Origin of the sequence: Leadbettera azotonutricia ZAS-9 (genome assembly GCF_000214355.1) — a bacterium.
In the GTDB taxonomy this organism is placed as follows: domain Bacteria; phylum Spirochaetota; class Spirochaetia; order Treponematales; family Breznakiellaceae; genus Leadbettera; species Leadbettera azotonutricia.
This window is the reverse complement of record NC_015577.1, coordinates 3572605-3588562: the sequence shown is the minus strand read 5'-3', so window position 1 is coordinate 3588562 and position 15958 is coordinate 3572605. Positions and strand designations below refer to the sequence as shown.

Here is a 15958-nt window from a genome sequence, read left to right as displayed (position 1 = left end):
ACGCCTAGATTGCCGTTCCGTGTTAAACGTTTGGGTCCTCTTAGTTTTTACCGGGAAGCCCTGAGTATCGCCCTCCCGGTAATGCTCCAGCAGTTCATTATGAGCATGGTCTCCCTCATCGACAACTTCATGGTCGCGGGCCTTGGGGACGCCAGTATGGCCGCAGTAAATGTGGCAAACCAAATGCTCTTTATTTATATTGTCTTCGTGAACATCACCTGCCAGGCGGGGGGCATCTACCTTGCCCAGTTCAGGGGCGCGAATGATCCCGAGGGCATGAAGCATGCGTACCGTTTCAAGGTGCTCTTCGGCCTTGCGGGGGCTTTGGCGTTCTTTGTTCTGTTTTGGATTATCCCCGAAGGGCTTATCGGAATGATGACCGTGGGGAATGCTGCGAGGGATGAAGTTATCCCAAGGGGCGCCAATTATCTCAGGCTGATTTCGTTTACCCTTGTGCCCATGGTTATTTCGACTGCCATCGGATCGTCCCTCAGGGAAACAGGCGAGACAAAGGTTCCGCTTTATATTTCCGCTATCGCTACGGTGATTAACACTATTGGCAACTGGTTCCTGATTTACGGGAATCTCGGGGCGCCGCGGCTTGAAATAAGCGGCGCTGCCATTGCTACTATCGCTGCGAGGACCTTTGAAGCAGCGGCCTTCATCATTTATGCAAACAGAAAAAAGATAGCCTTTTATAGCCCCTTCAGATATATCCTCAAAGTGGACCGGTCTTTGGTAAGGAAGATAATTTCCAAATCCGTGATGATGTTCATCTCCGAAGCTTCGTGGGTCGCTTCCGAGACCATCATGGTCGCCCTCTACAACGGCAGGGGAGGGGCGGAAACCATGGCGGGTATGTCCGCGGGCAGTACCATTGCCAATATCTTCTTTCTCCTTTTTGGAGGGATATGGACTACCGCAGCTGTACTGGTCGGTGGAAGCCTCGGGGCAGGCAAACTGGACGAGGCCCGCAGCCGGGGCAAATGGATACTGTCAGGTGGATTAATTGCAGGCGCGGTCATCAGTATTGTTGGAGCTGCCGCCGCATATTTTCTCATACCCCTGGTCTTTTCCAACCTTACCCTCGAAGCGCGGGGCATAGGCCTTGGGCTTGTCCTGGTGATACTTTGCTATTTTCCGATATGGGCCGTTCTCAACGCCCAGTTTGCCGTGTGCCGCGCCGGCGGCGATACCTTCATGGGTTTCTGTACCGATACCACGGTGAATGTCGGCATCGTCATTCCCGGCGCCTTCCTCCTCGCCCATTTCACCGATGTGGGGCCTGTGGGCATGTTCGGCATTATTAAATCCACGGACATACTCAAATGCTTCATCGCCCGTTATTTTTACAATAAGGAGCGGTGGGTGAGGAATTTGACGGTTTAGCGAAGCATAACTTCCGCGCAGTAAGCCTCAGCCGCCTTCTCAATTGAAATCATCTCAGCCTGATCGCTGACATCCACCGCATTGCCGCTGCGCAGGTAATAGAGCCAGGATTTAACGGGTTTTCCAAAGATATCCGAGACGGCCCGCTGGTAAACAGCGAGCTGCTCGTAATGGTCTTCGGGGTTTTCAACCTTATCGGTTTTAAAATCGACAATGACCATGCTTGCGCTGTCTTCATAGAGAAGGTCGATCTGCCCGGTAATGGGAATGCTGCGATCTCCAATCGTGACCGCGGTAATAATGGGGTATTCAGGTTCACAAAAGCCAGAGGCCAGGCACTTTATGCCAAGTCCGGAGGCCAGGAATTTGTCCGCCATGCGGCCCGCTTCTTCAAGTATGACGGCTAAATCCTTTTCATCCTCCAGCCGGGAAACAATGCGCGAGGGGATGAAGGGTTGGTGTTTGTTAAGGGTTCCTTCCAATACGGCATGCACTATGGTTCCGAAATCGGCAGCGTTAAGGCCGGCTTTTTCCAGCAGGCTAATGCTGTAATTACCGGCATCTGTTGCAGGAGGGGCATTGTTTTCTGCAGGCTCATGAGTTTTAGTACTGATGTGGAGTTTGCTTGCCGAGAGGGTTTCGGGCTGCACTTCTTCTTTTTCAATAAGGGTTGCATGTTCATAAAAGGGCCGGGCATCGGCTGCGGCTTTTGTTTTGTCAGCATCGGACCTGGATTTGTCCCTAAAGGGCGCGGCGAGGAAAAGGATTTCTTTCCGGGATAAAACCTGAATAGCCTCGATTGTGCAGAGGGAACCTAAGTCTTTGGCTGCTATAGGGGTCAGGAGTTTAAGGAAGCTGGATTGGCTGTCGCTGTCTTTGGCATTGAGCTGGGAAAGCCTTTCCCTGATTTTATCAGCGTTCCATTCATTATTCGTCAGATTGTTTGCTTCTCTTTCTCCGTTATTCTGCTTTGGCAGTGCAAGGGTAAGGAACAGGCGGCTTTCTGCCCGGGTCATGGCTACATACAGAAGCCTTCGCAGTTCCGCTGTGCTTTTTAGTTTTTCCTCCGCTCTTTGGAGCCGGCGGAAATAGTTGTCCCCTTCAAGGGGCAATTCATTAGCCTGGGGCAGTTTAAGGCTTATGCCCCATTTTTCATGGTTGGTAATCAGACCGGAGCTTGCCTTGTTGTTTCCCGAATTGGCGCAGTCAAAGAGGAAAACTATGGGGAATTCCAGGCCCTTGCTTTTGTGTATGGACATGATGCGCACGCCTGTACCGTCTTCGCTGGGAATATCCATATCATCAGGCTTTTCTTCCTTGCTGATCACGTCTTCAAGATAATCGAGAAATTCGGCAAGGCTCTTCCCCCTGCCTTCAATATTCCGGGCAAATTCAAAAAAGAGATCGAATAATCCCTCGTAAACCTGCGAGGATTCCTGCCACAGGGTTTCGTAACGGTAGCCTTCCTGGTACCAAAGCTTTGTCAGCAATTCTGTAAGGGGAAGGCTCCGGCTTGCCTCTTTCATCGCCCGGTAATGCTCTCTGGCCGACTGATAGAGCTGCAAATCTTCTTTGGGGATATCTTTGTCCAGTTCTTCGCTGAAAGGCTCTTTAACAGGGCTGAGCATGCAGATTGAAAGGGCAAGATCGCTTAAGCGCATAAACGGCGAACGCAGCAATGCTGCATATGCAATCCGATCCTGGGGGTAAACCAAAAGTCTCAGATAAGATTTGAGATCGTTAACAGGGCCGTCGCTGAAAAGTCCCGCAGGGCGATCCGTGTTGTAAGGAATGCCGAAATTACGGAATTGTTTTTCCAATGCCTGCTGGTGGGTATAAGAACGTTCAAGGATGGCAAAATCGCTGTATCTGCATTGCCGCCAGGCAATAGCGCCTTCTTTTGCGCGTTCCGGGATTTTTTCCTTGTTTTGAATAAGGGTCTGTATCTTATTCGCAATAAAAGCCGCTTCAAGATCCTGGGAACTCGTGCCGTCAGGATCGTTATCAGCCAGGCGGCCGGAATCGAGAAAACAAAAGTGAACCAGGCTTTCAGTTTCTTTCGCCGAACCTTCAGGGGGCTTTATGCGGCGGTATATGGCTTCATAATCGGGCAAAGAATCGTTTATGGGAAGAAAGACGCCTCCGGCTTTCCCCTCTTCATCATCCTCACCCTCGTCCAGGTTGCCAAAGATTTTATTGAAAGCAGCGATGAGATTTGGCCGGGACCGGTAATTGTGATTCAGGCTGATGCTGCCCTGCGCTTTGGCTTCGCCTTTGAAAATGTCGTTGCCCAAGCCCCGAAAGACCGCTACATCCGCACCCCGGAAGCGGTAAATTGACTGTTTCTCGTCGCCCACAAAAAACATCTTGTCCGGATTAAGGCATTCAATGGGCGGGATGCCTTTTTCTTCCCTTTTGGGATCTTCAGCCAACAGGTAAATCAAATCCCGTTGCAGTTTGTTGTTGTCCTGGAATTCGTCGATCATGATCCTGGCAACGGAATCTTTATAAACCTTCCGTATATCAGGATGATCTTTGAGGGCGTCAACAGCAAGATGGGCAATGTCATTAAAGGTCAGCTTCCCTGAAGCACGTTTTTTTTCATTGAATTCTTCCTGGAATATTTTAAGCAGCCTGAAAATCCCGGAAGTGATGCTGAATTGCAGGGCATAATTGGCTATAGATTCAAGTTCAAAATACAGGCCGTCTTTTTTTGCAATGTTGCCTTTAAGGGTTTTAAAATTTTCCTCTATAAGGGTGAAATCGCTTGAATTGCCGAAATTGGCAGCAACGGCGATTATTTCCGAAAGGTATGCAAAGTATTCGGCTATTTCCTGCCTTGATTCAGGAGACGGGGATTTATCTTCCAGCAAGGGGTTTATATCGGGCGTTTTTGGCGGACTCTTTCCTGCAAAAATTTCCGTCAGTTTTTGGCTGGCCTTGATGCTCTTTACAGAGCTTCCCAGGCGATCTGTTTCGCTGATCAGTAGTTCTATGATTGCATCAGCCGCGCCTGATTTTTCTTTCCATGCGAGGGTTATTTCTTTCTTTTGAAGCTCCAGCTCCTCGTTGAAATCAAGGGGGCTTGATATGGGGCTGTATTCCAGCACTATTTCTGCGAAAATATCTTCGGCAATCTTTTTTATTTTATTTTCTTCAAGAAGCCTCTGAATTGCAGGATCATTCAAATGGTCCAGGACAAAACGCAGAGCCGAATCCCTTGCCAATTCCTTTATGCCCTGGTCGTCGCTCGAAAAGTCAGGGCTTATGCCGTAACGGCGCGATGCAATGCGCCCTACCTGGGCCGAAAATGAATCCAGGGTGCTTATCCGGGCTTTGTGAAAGAGCTTTAACGCTTCCTGTGCCTTGGGGTTGTCTTTTTGTTCCTCAAGGAGAAAGTTATAAATGCGGCTGTACATTTCGCTTACCGCTTTGTTGGTGAAGGTGAGGGCCAGGATTTCTTCGGGCTTAAGGTTTTTTTCCATTATAAGCCAGGCATAGCGGGTGGCAAGGACTTTGGTCTTTCCCGAACCTGCTCCGGCTGCGGCAATGCCATTAGAGAACAAGGTGGCTGCATCGCATTGTCCAGGGTCGAGAGCTTTCAGGAGATTTTTCATGGTTCCTCCTCTTCCCCGTTCTTTCTTGCCGGAAGTTCGCCGGGGTTCAGGAAATACACTGAACGGCATGCTGTTTTATATTTGCAGGAACCGCAGTCCTTAAAATTGATTTCCCTGGGGATAAAACGGCAGTTTGCTACAGCCTGATAAAAAATTTCAAGGTTGCCGTCTGCGGCTTTAAGGAAGGGCTCGTAATCCTCACGGGTAGAGTTTGTTTTTTTTCTCGGCAGATTCCCGATTACCGGGGTGGCGCTGTGCTTGTTTATGCTGAAATAAAAAGCGCCTTCAACCTTTTTGCCCTTTTTTGTTTCATCGGCTTTGAGCAGCTCCTCATAAAGCTTGATATAAAGGGGCATCTGGAAATCCTTAAGGGGCTGTTTTTCAATATTCTTCTTTTCGGTTTGTTTTGGGGCCTCGCCGGTTTTATAATCAATGATTACAGGATAGCCGTCAGGATGCAGGGAAACCCTGTCGAGTGTTCCTTTGATAAGCACATTGTTTTTACGCAATTCCAGAGGCACTTCAAGTTCCGCCACGGCATAATTGTTAAAGTAATTTGCCTCCGCTTCCAGCAGAACATTTATCTTATTTGAGATTCCCGCTGCCTGTGAAGTAAGAAGGGGGAGGGCAAGAGGGCCTTTGAATGTCCTGTCTTTTTTTATGCAGGTTTTAGCGATATCTATAACCCACTTTTTATATTCCTTCAGCCTGGCTGCCTTAAAAGAATGATCTTCCTTTTTGATTTTTTCAAAAAGCTCTTTTAGTATATTATGATATAATATGCCTAATGATTCATCGTCCAGCAGCTTGGCTTCGAGGTAGAATTCTTCTACGCCGAATATCCGTTTGTAAAGCCAGAGCACAGGGCATTTAAAAAAGTCGTTGAGATCTTTTGTGGGCGTTGCAATCAGGAGGGGATCGCTGCTTTTTTCGTCCTGTCTCCAGATTCTCTTGTCAAGCAATTCCCGGGGAATTCCGTTTTCTATTAACGGGCTGATGAAAAATGAAAAACTTTTGCCGCCGCGCAGGGCAAGGATCCTGCTCCAATGATCAAAGCCTTCTTTCTGCAGGGCAAAAATTTCTTTGGCAAAATCTTTTCCCGCCCTGTCCCCTGCCCACCATTGCCGTTCATGGCGGTAGGGATCATCAGGGGTGGCTGGGGGCTTTACAGTCAGGCCTTTTCCTCCGGCAAAAAAGCTGTGCGGTATAGTCCAGCCTGAAAAGGTCTGGGTTGACGCGCTGATTCTGCCGGCATTGCAGAGCAGGAAAAATGCAGGGGTGGCATCATGGTCTTCAAGATTAAGCAATTTGCGCTTGTCCTGGCCCAGGAATTTCAGGGACTGGTAAAGCACCATGGAATCGTTCTGCGATGCATTAAGCACAAAATGATATTGGAACGGAGAGGCGGCGGCAACCCTCCAGGGGAAGATGTTCACCCCGGGCTTTTGCCCTGCAGGCACATAGGATTTTTCTCCAAGCAGGGAAATGTAAAAATTCAAGGGCGACTGGAGAATCGCATCTCCAAGCTTGTCTTCAAGTTCGATAAGGGAATTGAGCTCCTCAATACAGCGGCCCAATACTGCATTGTCTGCATCCGAAATTTTATCCATGTCCAGAAGCCGGCGGAAGGCAAAATAGTATTTCCGTATGTCTTTTAGCGTTTTTGATCCTGCAAGATCGTTTATCTTTCTTTTTAAATCCCAATAATAGGAAGCCAATTTTTTTTCTTCGTCTTTATAGGCATCTTTGAAAGCGCTTTCCCAGACATCTATAAGATCCTTTCCCTGGGAATAAGGGGAAACACAGTTATTCACAATGCCAAAATTAATGAGGGCGTCATTGCTTTCAGGGTTTTTCCAGGGCAGGTCGCTTAAGATCAGGGCTTTAAGGCTGTTAAACGAAAAACTGTTGGCAGCGCAGTCATTGATGCGTGAAAAAAGCCTGCCTATGCTGTTTTCCCCCAGTTTTTTCCCTGCCCGTCTGATATATGGAATATGGAAAAGCGATAATTCACGGATCAAGCAGGGCTCCATATCTTCAAGCCCCGGCAGGCTTATGGCTATTTTTTCATAAGGGATTTTTTGCTCTTGATGGAGGCGGCGTATTTCCAAGACAGCGCTGCGTATTTCTTCCCTTACCGATTTATACAGCAGAAGTTCGGGCCTTGCAGGCTCCAGACTGTCCAGAAGTATTTTGGTCGCCAGAGGCGGCTTTAGCAATTCTGCATATTCCTGAAAGTCTTCGATGAGTTCAGGAAAAAAAATGATGTACCGGATTTTCCCGGTTTTGATCTTTGCTTTTTCCCAGGAGGGTTCAAAAAATTTGTAATGATCCAAAAATTCTTTGTATTCTTTTTTAATGATTTCATAATCCTTGTCCTCGTCATCATTTTCCCTGCGGGTATTGCTTTTTAAATTTTCCCAGTACGCGAGGGAGGGGAGGGCCTGGGCTATGGAAGCGGTAAAGACGCTCCCTCCCTTGGCATGTTCAGGTGGGATCACCGCAAGCAGGGGGAACCCCGAAGCTCCGCGCCTGGGCCTTCCGGCGGAATCAACATTCTGCCTTATTTTGTCAGCATTTTCTAAAATTGTGGCCTCTGCGTTTTTTTTCACCAGGAGCTCTGCAAAAAGTTTCCGCACAACCTGGGAGGCCGGGGATTTGTCTTTCACTTCCTCCCGTATCACTTCTTCCTTGAAATAGTCCCAGGCCAGGAAACGGTTCCCCGCTATAGAGCGGGCCAGACCCAGGGTACAGGTCCTGCGTGCCCAGAGATCCGCAGCGAGTCCCGAAGGAAACACGAAGCGGACTTCCTGGTTGGCGATTTCCCTTTTAATAGTTTCTACTATTATATTCATTTTTTTATCTGTTTATTTCACCTTTCATATTGAAAAAGTATAGCACATTCATTATAATAGGCAAACATTCGATGTTGATTTAGAGGGAACCTCCACCGAAGGTTCAAGGAGAAGCCGTGAATGGCGGTAAGTACATTTAAACGGGGATTGAGGCTCAATACCCGGAAGCATGCCACTGAGGGCTTTCCGGTAGAACTGGCGCCCCTGCCCAAACAAGTGGTGATTCCCATCAATCAGCATTTTGGCGCCCCCAACAAAAGCCTTGTAAACGTGGGCGACAAAGTGAAGCGGGGCCAGCGTATAGCCGAAGGCGCCGCCCCGGGCCCCATGACTGTGCCGGTTCATGCGTCCATCAGCGGCATAGTCAAAAAGATTGAAAACCGGCTCCAGTCCAATAATACCGAGGGGCCCTGCATCATAATCGAAGCAGAGGAGGGGGTTTCGGATGAAACTGATTTTATGCCCCCTCTGGACCCCTTTGCCTGTACAAAGGAAGAAGCTCTTCAGCGCATACGGGACGCGGGGATTACGGGCATGGGCGGCGCAGGATTCCCCACCCATGTCAAGCTTTCGCCTCCCCCAAACAAGCCCATCGATGTGATTATTGCCGACGGCGCCGAGTGCGAACCTTACCTCACCACCGACGAAGCCTTGATGACCGAGAAGCCCGACCTTTTGATAAAGGGCCTCGCCATCGTGATGAAGTTGACCGGCGTGGGCAAAGCCATTATTGGCATGGAAGACAACAAGGCCAAGCTTATCCCCATGCTGGAACAGGAACTGAGGCTTGGCGGATACGGCGGGGACATTTCCCTGGGCCTTTGCAGGACTCTCTATCCCCAGGGCAGTGAAAAGCTCCTTATTAAAGCCCTCATGGGCAGGGAAGTGCCTTCGGGCGGCCTCCCCATGGATGCCGGCTGCATCGTTTCCAATGTAGGCTCCCTCGTGGCCATCGCCGAGGCCTTTACCCTTGGGAAGCCCCTTATCGACCGGGATCTCACCGTGTCGGGCGGGGCATGCAAGCTGCCCAAAAACATCCGGGCGCCCATTGGCACTATACTGACCGACCTTCCGCCCCAATTTATGGATATTGATTATTCAAAATTGAGGAAAGTCCTCTTTGGCGGCCCCATGATGGGCACTGCGGTTCCTACTCTCAACATACCCATTCAGAAGAACACCAGCGGTATCATCCTCATGACCGAAGAAGAAACCTGGCTGGATGCCGAGGGGCCTTGTCTGCGCTGCGGGCGCTGCATACGCAACTGTTCCTGCAAGCTGAGCCCGGTGATCATGAACAATGCCATCGAGGCCGGAGACCTGGACGAAGCGGTTAAGGTGGGCCTCATGGATTGTTTTGAATGCGGGGCCTGCACCTATGTGTGCCCTGCCAGGATCAAGCTGACCCAGCGTTTCCGTGTGGGCAAGCAGAGGCTTCGCCTTAAGGTACAGGCTGCCCAGGCGGCTCAGACCAAGGCCCAGACTGCTGCGGCGCCGGCCGCCCCGGCTTCAAACGCAAAATCCTAAGGAGATATTCTTATGTCCGATACCAAGGCTGAAGCGCCTCTTCTGCTTCTATCTTCAAGCCCCCACATTGCTTCGCCTGTCGGCGGCCGTGTCATCATGGCCTGGGTTTTGGCGGCAATTGCCCCTGCGGCGATCTTCGGGGTTGCGCTTTTTGGCATCCCGGCCCTGTTGAACATAGTGGTTTCCATAGCGGCCGCAGAGTTCGCTGAATTTGCCTTCCGCAAGATAACCAAACAGGAACTGCGCAACGGGGATCTTTCTGCCGCGGTAACGGGATTGCTGCTGGCCCTGATAATTCCGCCGGGCCTTCCCCTGTGGATGACCGCCCTGGGGTCAATTTTCGCCATTGTCGTAGCCAAGGAATTTTTCGGCGGCCTTGGGGCGAATGTGTTTAACCCGGCCCTGATTGGCAGGGCCTTCCTCCTTATGAGCTTTCCTGCTGCCGCCACTACTTGGCAGAACCCCTCTTTTTTTGGGGCAGTGGATGCGGTGGGCGCTGCAACACCCTTGAGGATCATCAAGTCAGGGGGGAGCCTTTCCGTCCTGGGGGATAGTTACGGCGCTATTGTAAAAACCCTCTTTCTCGGAACCCATGCGGGCAGCATCGGTGAATCCTCGATAGTACTAATACTGTTAGGTTTCGCAGTATTGCTGTTAAAAAAGATAATCGACTGGCGGGCTCCTGTTGTTATGACAGCGACAGTGTTTGCGTTTTCGTTTCTGTTGGGAAGAGACCCCTTGGCAGCAATACTGAGCGGCGGCGTTGTTTTCGGCGCAGTCTTTATGGCGACCGATTATGTATCCGCGCCGGTTACCGCCACAGGCAAGCTTATTTTCGGGTTTGGCGCGGGCCTCATCACGGTGCTGATACGCCAGTGGGGCAATTACCCCGAGGGGGTCAGCTACGGAATACTCATTATGAATGCCGCTACCCCGTTCCTTAACAGGCTGATTCAGAAGAAGTACGGCTGGGTTCAGCCCAGGAAGCCGGCTGCCGCCGATGCGGCAAAGGCAGGCGCCAAGTGAAAGACATATTAAAGCTGGCCCTGACCCTCATGGTTTTTGCCACTGTTGCCTGCGTCGGCCTTGCTTTTGTATATGCAGGAACCGAAGCGCAGATCAGAGCGAACCAGACTGCCCAGCTCAATATTGCCCTAAAAGCTGTTTTTGGCGAAAACTCTGAGTTTGAAGAAATCACGAATATTCCAGGGAGCGGTGATAGCGCTGTTGCTTTTACTTCGGCTTATAGAGCCAGGAAGGGGAATACTGTTGCCGGCATAGCCCTTATTGCTCAGGACAATGGTTTTAGCGATGTCATTCAGGCCCTTGTAGGCATAGGTTCCGACGGGGAAATCACGGGTGTGAGGATACTCAAAGATACGGACACTCCGGGGCTTGGCGCCAATGCTGCTTCTCCGGGGTATTTTGTGGACAAGCCCGCGAACCAAAAGACCTTTTATGGGCAGTTCACGGGCATGGCTGCTGACGGCGGCATCAAGGTCACGAAAGATGGAGGCGCAGTGGAAGCCATAACCGCCGCAACCATTACAAGCAGGGCTGTTTCCCTCCTGGTGAATGTGGCGGGGGAAACAGGCAGGAAGTGGCTTGAGGCCGAGGGGGCTTTAAAATGAAATTCTGGAAGATATTTACCAACGGCCTTGTAAACGAGAATCCCCTTTTGGTTCTCATGATTGGCCTCTGTTCTTCCCTGGCAGTTACCACCAATGTTGCCAACGGTATCGGCATGGGGCTTTCCATGACCTTTGTCCTGATGATGTCTGAACTGTTTATTTCCCTTTTCAGGAAATTGATTCCTTCGTCGGTGCGTATCCCGATTTTCATCATTATAATCGCAGCTTTTACCACGATCATTGATTATGTGCTTCAGGCGTATTTTCCCGATCTGTCGGCGAGTATGGGGCTTTTTATCCCCCTTATCGTGGTAAACTGCATTATCATGGGGCGTGTCGAGGCATTTGCCTCCCAGCAGCCCATTATTGACGTTATTCCCGATGGTCTGGGCATGGGTCTTGGCTACACCTGGGTGCTGGTGGCAATCTCGCTGGTCCGCGAAATTTTGGGCAACGGTTCCATACTGGGCTACAATGTGCTGGGCTCGGGCTATACGCCCATACTTTTCTTTGCTCTGCCTCCCGGCGGATTTCTTGTTTTCGGCCTTTTTATGAGCTTTGGTCTTTTCCTTAGATCGAGAATTAGCAGTAATACTGTTGATCAGAATAAAGCGGGGTGCCACTGATGAACCTCTTCAGCATTTTTATCAAGGCCTTTCTCATCGACAATATTGTTTTTATGAGCTTTCTTGCCCTCTGTCCTTTTATCGGAATGAGTACCGATGAAGATAAATCAATAGGAATGGGTCTTGCAGTTACCTTTGTTACGGTTCTTGCGACCTGCGTTACCTGGCCTATTTATCGTTTCATCCTTGAACCCCTGGGCCTCAAATTTTTGGAGACTCTGGCTTTTATTCTGGTTATAGCCGCATTGGTGCAGCTTGTGGAGTTCTACCTTAAAAAGAGCGCGCCGGGCCTTTACAATTCCATGGGCATATACCTGGCCCTCATCACCACTAACTGCGCCATACTCTATGTAACTCTGGCCAATATCTCCAAAGATTTTACGTTTGTTGAATCTCTGGTATATGCAGTCGGTGTTGCCCTTGGTTTTCTCCTGGCCCTGCTCCTCCTTTCAGGAATACGGCGGCGTATCAGAACCAGTCCCATTCCGGCATTTTTAAAAGGTACGCCCATACTGTTTGTTTGCGCATGCCTCATTTCCATGGCCTTTATGGGCTTCAGCGGTTTGGTAAAATAAGGATATTGATATGAACATAGTACTTATAACCGCTATTTTTGCGGCTCTCCTTGCTTTTATACTCGGCGTAGCTTTGGGCTTCTTCAAGAAGGTCTTCGCGATCTCCGAAGATCCCCTCAAGCTTCAGGTGCGTGAAGCGCTTCCTGGCGCCAACTGCGGGGCCTGCGGCTTCCCCGGCTGCGATGGCTACGCAGCGGCAATAGCATCCAAAACAGCGGGCATCAACAGCTGTTCAGTGGGCGGCAAGGCAGTAGCAGAAAAACTGTCGGCTCTTTTGGGGGTTGAGGCCAACATGATCCCCATGGTAACGGTCCTTGCCTGCCAGGGAACAAAAGAGAAAGCCAAGCTCAAGGGTGAATATGTAGGCGCAAAAAGCTGCAGGGCCGCTAAAGTAGCAGCAGGAGGCAGCAAGATATGTCCCTGGGGCTGCATAGGCTTCGGCGATTGCGTAAAAGTTTGCAAATTCGGCGCCCTCAGCATAGGTGAAGACGGGCTTCCCAAGATCGATTACAGCAAATGCACCCATTGCAAGCGCTGTATTGCCGAGTGCCCCCAGTGGCTGCTCCGGGGCGTCCCCTCCAGCGGCAAGGGCGCCATGACCCTTTGTTCCAACCATACCCTTGCCAAAGGCGCGGTCATCAAGGCCTGCAAGGCAGGGTGCATCAAATGCGAACTCTGCGTCAAGAATTGTCCCGAGCAGTGCATTGTCATGCAGAACGGAATTCCTGTTGTTGATTATACCCGCTGCACAAGCTGCGGTACCTGTGTTGCAAAATGCCCAACCAAGGCGATTAAGCTTATCGAAAAAGATATTATAGTAACAGCTTGATGGATGTTATAGATTCTGTCTCAAGGACATTGGCGGATATTTCCGGCCTCTCGGTGTTTAGCAATCTGCGGCACGATCCATTGATCCGCTCTTTTGGAAGGCTGCTTGCTGCCCTGGAAAAATATGATATGTCCGAATCCCCGGAGGGCAGATTTTTTAACGTTAAAAAAATCATGCTGAAAATCATTGGGACCTGGGCAGAATTTTTGGATTTTTTTATAAAGAGCGGGCATGGCTCTTTCTCTTCCGCAGTAATACGCTTAATACTGAAAGATGAAAACACTTTTACGCTTAATGCGGAAAATTCCCGGTTTTCGTCCGGCAAACAGAACAGCGTTCTTGCTGTTGCGGCTGCCAATGATCTTTCCCGGCTTGGCAGAATTGCTGTTTTTGACATACCGGCTCTTGCTTTCTATATTGCAGTATTGCTGCGTGCCGGAGGTCTTGTGGTACAGGCTGACGCCCTTGAAGCCGAGGGCGCGGTATTGGGTAAGCCTGAAAAGGCCGGAGCTGCCGATAAAGACGAGTTGATTCAGATCCCCGGAATATTCCCCTGGGATAAAGATTGGGCTGCATCCCTCCCTGCCTTTGCAGAGCATCTTCAAAATCATGGCGCAGGGGAGTTGGGCTTTAATTCCTGCTTCCGCTGGGTTTCAGAATGTCAGAATATGCGGCCCATTGCAAAGCCCGATCCCATAAGGCTGTCCCATCTTTCGGGCTATGAGGATCAGCGTTCAATAGTGGTTTCCAATACTAGGCGCTTTATCAGCGGGAAACCTGCCAATAATCTTCTCCTCTACGGCGACAGGGGGACAGGCAAGTCCGCCACAGTCAAAGCGGTGTGCAGCGAATATGCGGATATGGGGTTGAGGCTGCTTGAAGTTCACAAAGAACAGCTTGATGAACTTCCGGCCATCATGGATTGCCTTTCAGGCAGGGGGCTTAAATTCATCATTTTTATTGATGACCTTGCCTTCGAGAATATGGATGATTCTTTTACCAACCTCAAAGCCCTGCTCGAAGGAGCTGTAGAAACCCGCCCTTCAAATACAGTGATCTACGCAACCACCAACCGGCGACATCTGGTAAAAGAGAACAATGCGGACAGGCCGCCGAGCGGGGACCCCAGGAGCTTCGATACCATGCAGGAACAGCTTTCCCTGGCAGACCGTTTTGGACTCACCGTGGTTTACACCACCCCTGATCAGGAGGAGTATATTTCCATCGCAGCCTTCATCGCCCAAAGACGGGGACTCCTCAAGAGCCAGGCCGATGATCCTTCCCCTGTAGCTGACGAAAAGCGCAGGTTCTTCCGCGAAAATGCTTTGCGCTGGGAGCGCTGGTTCAACGGGCGGTCTCCAAGGACAGCAACCCAATACGTGGACTGGATAGCTGGGGGTGAAGGTTTCCCCTGGGAATAGATTTCGCACTATTTCCTACAACTAAAATGCGAGAAAAAACTTGACAGAACAGATGAGCGACCTCATAATTATCAGGACAGCCTTGTAATGGGTTGAAAATTTTTCATTTTTTCTTTTGAGGAGGAAGTTTATGAAAAAGACGCTTTTTTTGGTACTAGTCCTTATTATGGCCGCCGGTGTGGTGTTTGCCAGCGGCAGCAGCCAGAACGGGCCGGTTACATTACGCTTTTCATGGTGGGGCACCGATGCGCGCCATGAAGCCACATTGGCTGTTATTTCTGCGTTTGAAAAAGCCAATCCCAACATCAAGATCGAGCCCGAGTACGGCGCGCAAACCGGCTACAACGAGAAAAAAACAACGGAATTTGCCTCGAGAACCGCTCCGGATATTTTTCAAATTGAAACCGGAGCCGGTCCGGAATATCAAAAGCTGGGGGTTCTGAATAACCTCTCCAAGCTTTCTTCCATCAAATTCGATAAATTTGACAGCAATTTTCTGGTAACAAACGGTCAATTCGGTACGGGCAGCCAGTATGCGATCCCGACCGGCATGGCGGGTACCGCCCTCGTTGTCAACAAGACGCTGGCCGATAAGATCGGCATCGATCTTACCAAACAGTTTGATTGGGAACAGCTAATCGTCTGGGGCCAGCAAGTGCGCGCCTACGATCCAACGATTTACCTGCTGTCAGCCAATGCCGAGCATTCGATGCCTTTTTTTGTCCGCGCTTATGCCCGTCAGCTCAACGGTGCCCCAATAATTGACGACGCGAAGAAGGTTCTCAATATGACCGAAGCGCAGTTTACCCAGTGCTTTGATCTCATTGACCGCTTGTATAAGTCAGGAACCGCCGCGCCTGCCGCCTACAAGGCGCCTTTCGGCAACCAGGATCAGAATGATCCCAACTGGATTGCCGGTAAATATGTCGCCCATGTTGGTTACTCATCCAGCGCCGAAGTAGTGCAAGCCGCCAATCCTTCTGTTGAGTATGTTGCGGGAGCCTTGCCGCTTTTGGCAAACCGCAAGAGCGACGCCTGGTTTAACGACACTCCCCAGTATATGGGCATTTACGCGAATACCAAATACCCTGAGGAAGCTGCCAAGTTCCTGGATTTCTTCTTTAATTCGGAAGAGGCCGCCAAGATACTCGGGACAGTCCGGTCCGTACCGCCCACAGCTATGGCGCAAAAAATTGTGACCGACTCAGGGGTACTCAATAAGCTTACAGCAGCTTCCGTGGCAAGGAGTATCACCTACAATGGCCGAAGCGATGCCGGACTGACCACGTCCGCCGAACCCACAAAGATTCTGCTCGACGCTTACGAGGCGGTTTCCTACGGATCAAAAACCCCTGCCACAGCTGCCAGGGATGTAGTTGAACAGCTCAACGCCTTCCTCGCGCGCAGTAGATAACCGGGGCCATGAAGGGGTTCCCAAACCTGGCGCCCCTTCATGAGACCGGTTAAATTGGAGATAAGGAAGCCATT

The 15958-nt window shown here is 50.3% G+C and carries 11 protein-coding genes; 9 read left to right on the top strand and 2 right to left on the bottom strand.

Going from position 1 to position 15958, the window contains the following annotated elements:
- Positions 1–9 precede the first annotated feature (9 nt).
- Complete coding sequence (locus TREAZ_RS15870) at positions 10–1389, top strand: MATE family efflux transporter (protein WP_015712916.1); 1380 nt, start codon at positions 10–12, stop codon at positions 1387–1389.
- Here TREAZ_RS15870 and TREAZ_RS15865 read toward each other — a convergent pair.
- The gene (locus TREAZ_RS15865; RefSeq protein WP_015712915.1) at positions 1386–5006 is read right to left on the bottom strand and encodes a UvrD-helicase domain-containing protein; all 3621 of its coding nucleotides are present in this window, start codon (positions 5004–5006) and stop codon (positions 1386–1388) included. The genes TREAZ_RS15870 and TREAZ_RS15865 overlap by 4 nt on opposite strands.
- Positions 5003–7861 (bottom strand): PD-(D/E)XK nuclease family protein, encoded by a 2859-nt coding sequence (locus TREAZ_RS15860; protein WP_015712914.1) that lies wholly within the window; start codon positions 7859–7861, stop codon positions 5003–5005. The genes TREAZ_RS15865 and TREAZ_RS15860 overlap by 4 nt, the downstream gene beginning before the upstream one ends.
- A gap of 120 nt (positions 7862–7981) precedes the next feature.
- On the opposite strand from TREAZ_RS15860, the gene rsxC reads away from it, so the two are divergent.
- The 8 genes from rsxC to TREAZ_RS15820 all read left to right on the top strand — a co-directional run bounded on the left by rsxC (position 7982) and on the right by TREAZ_RS15820 (position 15884).
- Positions 7982–9388, top strand: a complete 1407-nt coding sequence (gene rsxC, locus TREAZ_RS15855) for an electron transport complex subunit RsxC (protein ID WP_015712913.1) — start codon at positions 7982–7984, stop codon at positions 9386–9388.
- A 12-nt stretch (positions 9389–9400) separates the two neighbouring features.
- Entirely contained in the window at positions 9401–10414 is a 1014-nt protein-coding gene (locus TREAZ_RS15850; RefSeq protein ID WP_015712912.1) for an RnfABCDGE type electron transport complex subunit D, read from the top strand.
- A complete protein-coding gene (locus TREAZ_RS15845; protein ID WP_015712911.1) occupies positions 10411–11019 on the top strand; it encodes an RnfABCDGE type electron transport complex subunit G in 609 nt (202 codons plus the stop codon). Before TREAZ_RS15850 ends, TREAZ_RS15845 begins: the two co-directional genes overlap by 4 nt.
- Positions 11016–11645 carry an electron transport complex subunit RsxE gene (rsxE, locus tag TREAZ_RS15840; RefSeq protein ID WP_015712910.1) on the top strand — a complete coding sequence of 210 codons (630 nt, stop codon included), beginning with the start codon at positions 11016–11018 and terminating at the stop codon, positions 11643–11645. Before TREAZ_RS15845 ends, rsxE begins: the two co-directional genes overlap by 4 nt.
- Positions 11645–12220: an electron transport complex protein RnfA gene (locus tag TREAZ_RS15835; protein WP_015712909.1), complete on the top strand. Its 576-nt coding sequence runs from the start codon at positions 11645–11647 to the stop codon at positions 12218–12220. Before rsxE ends, TREAZ_RS15835 begins: the two co-directional genes overlap by 1 nt.
- Before the next feature lie 10 nt (positions 12221–12230).
- Entirely contained in the window at positions 12231–13049 is an 819-nt protein-coding gene (locus TREAZ_RS15830) for an RnfABCDGE type electron transport complex subunit B (RefSeq protein ID WP_015712908.1), read from the top strand.
- The gene (locus TREAZ_RS15825; protein ID WP_015712907.1) at positions 13049–14470 is read left to right on the top strand and encodes an ATP-binding protein; all 1422 of its coding nucleotides are present in this window, start codon (positions 13049–13051) and stop codon (positions 14468–14470) included. The genes TREAZ_RS15830 and TREAZ_RS15825 overlap by 1 nt, the downstream gene beginning before the upstream one ends.
- Positions 14471–14600: 130 nt before the next feature.
- Positions 14601–15884, top strand: coding sequence for an ABC transporter substrate-binding protein (locus TREAZ_RS15820; RefSeq protein WP_015712906.1), 1284 nt, complete (start codon positions 14601–14603; stop codon positions 15882–15884).
- Positions 15885–15958: the final 74 nt, after the last annotated feature.